The following is a 6,150-nucleotide window of genomic DNA, read 5'->3' on the forward strand; positions in this document are numbered from 1 at the left end:
ACGGTCTGGCCGACGCTGCCCGAGGAAGTTCGGCGGAGCCTGACCGACCTACTGGCGCGCCTGTTCCTCGAGCACGAGGCCAGCGCGCGGCGCAGCGGAGGTCGCCATGAGCGCTGACAAGATCAAGCCCCACCATCTGGCGCGCAAGGCGATCGTCTATGTGCGACAGTCCTCCGCACATCAGGTGCTGCACAACCCCGAAACCCGAGCGCTGCAATACGCCATGCGCGACCGCCTCGCCGCGCTCGGCTGGTCGGAGATCGAGGTGATGGACGACGATCTCGGGCGTTCGGCCGCGGGCGGGGTCGCCCGCGCCGGCTTTGACCGGATGGTTGCCGAGGTCTGCCTCGGCAAGGTAGGGGCGGTGGCCGCGCGGGAAGTATCGCGCTTCGCTCGCAACAGCCGCGACTGGCAGCAGCTGATCGAGATGTGCCGGGTGGTGGACACGGTGCTGGTCGACCAGGAGGCGGTCTATGCCCCGCGCGACGGCAACGACCGGCTCCTGCTTGGGCTAAGGGTAGCTTGAACGAGTATGAGCTTGACCTGCTGCGGCAACGCTCGCTCGCGGCCCGCTACGCCAAGGCGCGGCGCGGCGCGGCGAGCTGGTGGTCACCGCCCCAGTTGGCTTCATCAAGGCCGGCGACCGGCTGGAGAAAGATCCGGACCGGCGGGTGCAGGAGGCGATCCGGCTGGTGTTCGACAAGGTGGCCGAACTCGGCAGCGCCCGCCAGGCGCTGTTGTGGTTCCACGAGCACGACCTCGCACTGCCGGCGCGGCACGGCGACGGCACCATCGTCTGGCGCAGGCCCTGTTACGGCAGCATCTACCGCATGGTGACAAACCCGGCCTACGGCGGCGCCTATGCCTATGGCCGGACAGGTGCGGCGGTGCGCTATGGTGGCGCGGGAGCCCGCGCTGGCATCTGCCGCAAGCCACGCGATGAGTGGCTGGCGTTGCGGCCCGGCGCGCACGAGGGCTACGTCGAGTGGGAGCGGGCGGAGGCGATCCGCGGTATGGTGAGCGACAACACCCCGACGAGCCGGCATCACGGCGCACCCAAGCATGGCGATGCCCTGCTCGTCGGGCTGCTGCGCTGCCGCCGTTGCGGGCGCAAGCTGACGCTCCGTTACACCGGAGCAGGGCATGACATCCCGCGCTACAGCTGCTGGCGCGGTTGGCTCGACAGCGGCGAGCCGCGCTGCATCGCGTTCGGCGGCCTCAGGGTCGACGACGCCATTGAGGTAGAACTCAGGAAGCGCATCGTCCGCACCGTGGTCCAGGAGGTGATCGCCGACCTCGACGAAGCTGCCGGCGAGATCGTGCTGCTGGTCCACTGGACGGGTGGGATCCACACCGAGTTGCGGTTGCCGCGGCGCCGGCGTGGTCAGCGCAACAGCACCTCGCCCGACATCATTGCCGCCGTTCGCCAGCTCGTCCTCATCGGACCCGACGACGTCATCGCCGGCATGCTGAACCGCAGCGGGCTGAGGACCGGCCATGGCAACCGCTGGACCCGCGAGCGCGTGACGGCCCTACGCTCCCACCACGGAATCCCGGTCCATCGGCGCGTGCCCGAGAACAGGGCTCCCTGGCTCAATCTCAACAAGGCCGCAGCCCTCCTGCAAATCAGCCCGAAGACGCTGCGCCTGGCCGTGGAGGCCGGTTGGATCGAGGCCATGCATCCGCTCCCCGATGGACCCTGGATCTTCGATCGCGCCGTCCTGACCGGTCCTGCCGCCCTGGACCTCGTTAACCGAGCCAGGAGAAACCCGAACCACCCCACGGGATCACCTCCCGGCCAGGTGACCCTCCAGTTCTCAATGACATAGCGAGATGGGTGTTGTGATGCGAGGTAGTAGTAGCCGATCCATTTTGACAGCCCGGCCCGCACCTCCGAGCCGGTCTCGAAGGCATGTAGGTAAACGCACTCGTACTTTAGGCTGCGCCAGAGCCGCTCGATGAAGACATTGTCCATCCAGCGGCCGCGACCGTCCATGGAGATCCGCACCCCGGCCTGCTGCAGCAGGCCGGTGAACCGCGGCGAGGTGAATTGGCTCCCCTAGTCGGTATTGAAGGTCTCCGGCTTCCCGTACCGCGCCAGGGCTTCCTCCAACACCTCGAGGCAGAACTCCACCTCCATGGTATTGGACACCCGCCAAGCCAGCACCTTACGCGTCGCCCAATCCATCACCGCGACCAGGTAGGGAAAGCCGCGCCGCATTGGCAGGTAGGTGATGTCGGCGCACCAGACCTGATTTGGGCGGTCGATCACCAGATCCCGCAACAGATAGGGAAAGATCCGGTGCTCAGGGTTCGGCACCGTCGTCCGCGGCCGTTGGTAGATCGGCGTCAGCCCCATCTTCGCCATGAGCCGCCGGATGCGCTTGCGGCCGACCACGTAGCCCTCGCGCCGCAGGTGCCGCGCCATCTGCCGCGAGCCGTACCAGGGCGTCTCCAGGAACTGCGTGTCGATCAGCCGCATCAGCTCGAGGTTCAGCGCCGTCTCGCCCGTGGGCCGGTGGTAGAACCCCGAACGGCTGATCGAGACCAGTTCGCACTGCCGCACCACGGACAGCTGCTGGTGTTCTGGCTCGATCATCTGGCGCCGCCGCTCCAGGCTCATCGACCAGACGCTTTGGCCAAAAATCCCGTTCCACCACCAGTTGCCCGATCTTGGCGTGCAGCTTCTCAACATCCGCCTCGGCCGCCTTCGCGCTCTCCTGCGCCGCCGACTTGCCGGAGAACACCGCCGTCAGCCCTTCCATAGCCTGTCGCTTCCACTCGCCCACCATCGTCTGGTGAATGCCGTGCTTGGCCGCCAGCTGCGCCGTCGTCAGCTCACCTCGCAGCGCCTCCAGCGCCACCTTCGCCTTGAAATCCGCCGAATATCGCGTCCGCTTGCCCGTCATCCGGGCCCGTCCTTCTCGCAGGCGAACCGAGCTTAACCACCTGTCCGAGATCCGGGGACCATCTCAGTCTTTGTCTTCGCGGTCGAGGCAGAGTTGGAAGCCATGGACCGCGAGCGGGTGGGCCTACACCGCCGTGGCCGCAAGCCGGACCCCGCGCTGCGGCGGCGCCTGATCGGGCTGATCTGGACACTGACCTTCGGCGGCCTGCAGTGGCGCGTTGCCGGTTGGCTCTCGGGTATTCCCTTCACCACCCTGCACAGCAGCTTCGCGCGCTGGACCCGCCTGGGCCTATGGCGTCGGCTGGCCGCCGTCTCGCGCTCGATTGGCGCCTGGCCCGCGGCGATGAGGTGCTGCCCTCGGCGGTGGTAGCCGACAGCCGTTCGCTCCGCTCGGCCCCGACCGCTTGGGTGCGCGGCATTGATGGCGGCAAATTGGTCAAAGGCGTGAAGCTGTTTGTCGTCTGCGACAAGCACGGCTCGCTGCTCGATCTCGAACTGCAGCCCGCCAACACGGACGACCGCACGCGCGTCCTGCCGATGCTGCCGCGACTGTCCGCGCTCGGCTTCCAAGGTAACCTTCTTGGCGACAGCGGCTTCAAGGGCGCGCCCTTCGCCGCGGCAGCGCTCGAGCATGACATCCACGTCTCTATCTCGCCGGGCGGCACGCGCGACGGGCGATTTCTGCCAAACGGAATCAGGTGGGTGGTGGAGCGGCTGTTTGCCTGGCTCAGCCGCTACCGGCGGCTCAACATCGTGTACAACCGCGCCGCCGACCTCTTTGCCGGGCACGTCTGGATTGCGATGATCTCCATCATCGCGCGTCGACTCGTCGCCCAAATCCGGGCGCAGCAGGGCTTTTAATCGCGTACAGCTTCTTATCCAAGCCGCCAAACTGTCCAGCGAATGAAGACCACCTCAGCCGGGGCTAGCTCAAAAGCCCGACGAGTTACGTAGCCTCAGCACCAAGGTTGGCGGCAGGACCATGACGAGGCCACCACCTTGTTGTTCGGGCCGCAATCTTGTGGTCCATTTCACGATCAGTGGCTCGATTGAAGGGCATCGTTGAAATGGTCGGTAACAATGGCGTCAAAGTGATTTGAGAGCTCGTCCACAATCTCATTGCGCTAGGAGTCCACCTCGATGACCCGCCGCCTTTACCGCCGCGCTCTTGGCGCTATCGCCACCGCGACAACACTTGGTGCGTGCTCGACTACGCTTGAGGTGCATCCGATCCTGGCGACTGCATATGGCAGCGGGTCGCCGATGCAAGGCTGGGACTACAGCCTGCCTTTTGTGCAATACGAGATAATCGTGACACATCGGCTGCGCGGCTGCGTCGACGTCCCGGTCATCGCCACCATTGTCAGCGCTACTCCGCGTTATCTGGAAGATCCCGTCCACCGCTACGCCATAGACCACACCAGTCTATCGCACGCGTTTAAAACATCCGAGCTTGCCATCGAGCGGCATCCGAATGGTATGCTACAGCGGATAGGGGCTAAGGCAGACGATCGGACGGACGCGGTCCTGGTCAACACCGCGACCGCCGTGATTCAGACAGCGATCACCATTGCACGCCTAACCTCTGGCGTACCCTCGCTGCCGAGGGAGCGCGCTGCTCCTCGCCGCGAGACCACGCCCGCATGTACGCAGGCCGCCAAGACGGCCTTGTTTAATATGCAACGAACACAGACAGCGCTCGAACGGGCCGCTAACCAGCTTCAGGAGGCTACAAGTAGATGGAACGCTGTGCGCGAAGCCGTCACGTTGGTCGGCACGCGCGCGGACGCTGCTACCCAGCGAGCCCTGATGGATACGGCCCAAGCACTTGCAGGGGCGAAGTTAGCGCAAGAGCGTGCGAGCACGGCTCACGTAAATGCACTCGATGCACTGACGGAAACGCGGACGCTCTATTGGCCGCCTAACGGCAGCACGTTTGCCGGGAAGCTGGAAGGATCCGAGCTCTCGGACGCCAAGCTGCAGATGTGGACCACAGGCAGTTTAATGCCCACTGGTACAGAGGTAAGTGTTCGGATCGAACGGGTACCACCCGAGCAGCACCAGTCTAGCAATGCTGCAGATGGATCAGCGGCAGCTTCGCCTGGGCGCGGGATAAGGTACCGTACGCCCTTGACCGGTGTGCTCGCTGCGACGGTTGGCAGCGCCACTGAAGCGAAGCTCCTTGCTCAGGGAGCAGTTCCTCAACTCGGCCAGATGATGGTGCTGCCGTTCACCAACGGCGCATTCCAGCAGAACAGCCTGTCAGCGACCTTCGCCGAGGATGGTAAGTTAGTGACCGCCAGCTACGGCGAGCTGGCGAGCCGCGCCGAACGGGCCAGCTCTGCCGCTGCTCAGCTGGCGTCGATGGGCCCCCAGGCGGTCGCTGACATCGCAGGCGCACGCAATTTCGGTGCACAGCAGGCGACAGCGCAAATCCGTGCGGAACGCGAGGTACTGCAAGCAGAGCAGGAACGACGCGTAGCGCGCGCGGCACTCGCTATCTCGCCTGAAGACCCATCAGAAAGACGGCGCAGGTTGCTCGAAGCGGACACGGCGCTTAAGAACGCAGAACGCCTCAACGTTGAGGCTGACATTGCACTACGAGAAGGTCAGCAGCGCATGGCAAGCGTGCCATCGGTAACTCGGTAGTCGCCTATGGCCAGGAAGCTATGCCTTCTCGCCAAGTACGTAGGCGAGCCCTTGCCGAAAATACCGCGGCCAGCCCCTTCATGGCTTGCCGCTTCCACTCGCCCACCATCGTTTGGTGAAGGCGCAGTTCGACTTGGGTGTGGGGACGCGCAAATCTGACGACGGCTGACTATATCATGTTCTATGTCCAGCCTCGACTCTCGTCGTCTCAGCCATCTTGAAACCGCGATCCGGGGTACGCGTCGTGTCGGCCACACGGAAATCAGCTCTTGACGTTGGTCGGTATGCTTCGGGTGCGGTGGTCAGCTACACCGTGCGTTCGCGCCAGTAGCCGCGGATGGTGCGGACGGCCTCGGGGATGTGGTGGTAGGCCTGTGCGGCATGCGCCAGCTTGTCTGGCTGGCCCTGGAGTAGACGCTCGACTTCCTCAGTGGCGTCGCAGGTGATGATGGGCAGCATGAGGCCGACGAGGTCCTCGCGCTCGAGCATGGGCCGCCAAGCTGCTGGCCAGCGCTTAACCGCGAACATGAAGCCGGCGGCCCAGGGCTGGGCGATAACGGTGCCGTCGTCGGTGCGCAGATAGAGCGGCTGCC

The 6,150-nt window shown here is 65.0% G+C and carries 5 protein-coding genes and 1 pseudogene; 4 read left to right on the plus strand and 2 right to left on the minus strand.

Annotated features, from left to right (window positions below; translation table 11 throughout):
* Positions 1-106 precede the first annotated feature (106 nt).
* Both EP26_RS37590 and EP26_RS21315 read left to right on the plus strand, forming a co-directional pair.
* Positions 107-526 carry a recombinase family protein gene (locus EP26_RS37590; RefSeq protein WP_245624464.1) on the plus strand — a complete coding sequence of 140 codons (420 nt, stop codon included), beginning with the start codon at positions 107-109 and terminating at the stop codon, positions 524-526.
* A gap of 79 nt (positions 527-605) precedes the next feature.
* Positions 606-1,829 carry a recombinase family protein gene (locus EP26_RS21315; protein WP_245624465.1) on the plus strand — a complete coding sequence of 408 codons (1,224 nt, stop codon included), beginning with the start codon at positions 606-608 and terminating at the stop codon, positions 1,827-1,829.
* Positions 1,830-1,837: 8 nt separating this feature from the next.
* On the opposite strand, the pseudogene EP26_RS21320 reads toward EP26_RS21315, so the two are convergent.
* Positions 1,838-2,909, minus strand: a pseudogene (locus EP26_RS21320) (IS3 family transposase); the annotation flags it as partial.
* 290 nt (positions 2,910-3,199) lie between these two features.
* On the opposite strand from EP26_RS21320, the gene EP26_RS21325 reads away from it, so the two are divergent.
* Both EP26_RS21325 and EP26_RS35075 read left to right on the plus strand, forming a co-directional pair.
* A complete protein-coding gene (locus EP26_RS21325) occupies positions 3,200-3,769 on the plus strand; it encodes a transposase (protein ID WP_211259501.1) in 570 nt (189 codons plus the stop codon).
* A 279-nt stretch (positions 3,770-4,048) separates the two neighbouring features.
* Entirely contained in the window at positions 4,049-5,557 is a 1,509-nt protein-coding gene (locus EP26_RS35075; protein ID WP_157033656.1) for a eukaryotic translation initiation factor 3 subunit J, read from the plus strand.
* A 306-nt stretch (positions 5,558-5,863) separates the two neighbouring features.
* On the opposite strand, the gene EP26_RS21330 is transcribed toward EP26_RS35075, so the two are convergent.
* On the minus strand, positions 5,864-6,150 hold a 287-nt coding region (locus tag EP26_RS21330), incomplete at its 5' end, for a UPF0149 family protein (protein WP_043341672.1).

It is taken from the genome of Belnapia moabensis DSM 16746 (assembly GCF_000745835.1).
GTDB classification, from domain to species: Bacteria; Pseudomonadota; Alphaproteobacteria; order Acetobacterales; family Acetobacteraceae; genus Belnapia; species Belnapia moabensis.

What these genes read in the sequence shown, in the direction of transcription:
- EP26_RS21325 (WP_211259501.1), top strand. Translation starts at nt 3,200, where the DNA reads ATGGCGTCGGCTGGCCGCCGTCTCGCGCTCGATTGGCGCCTGGCCCGC.
- EP26_RS37590 (WP_245624464.1), top strand. Translation starts at nt 107, where the DNA reads ATGAGCGCTGACAAGATCAAGCCCCACCATCTGGCGCGCAAGGCGATC.
- EP26_RS35075 (WP_157033656.1), top strand. Translation starts at nt 4,049, where the DNA reads ATGACCCGCCGCCTTTACCGCCGCGCTCTTGGCGCTATCGCCACCGCG.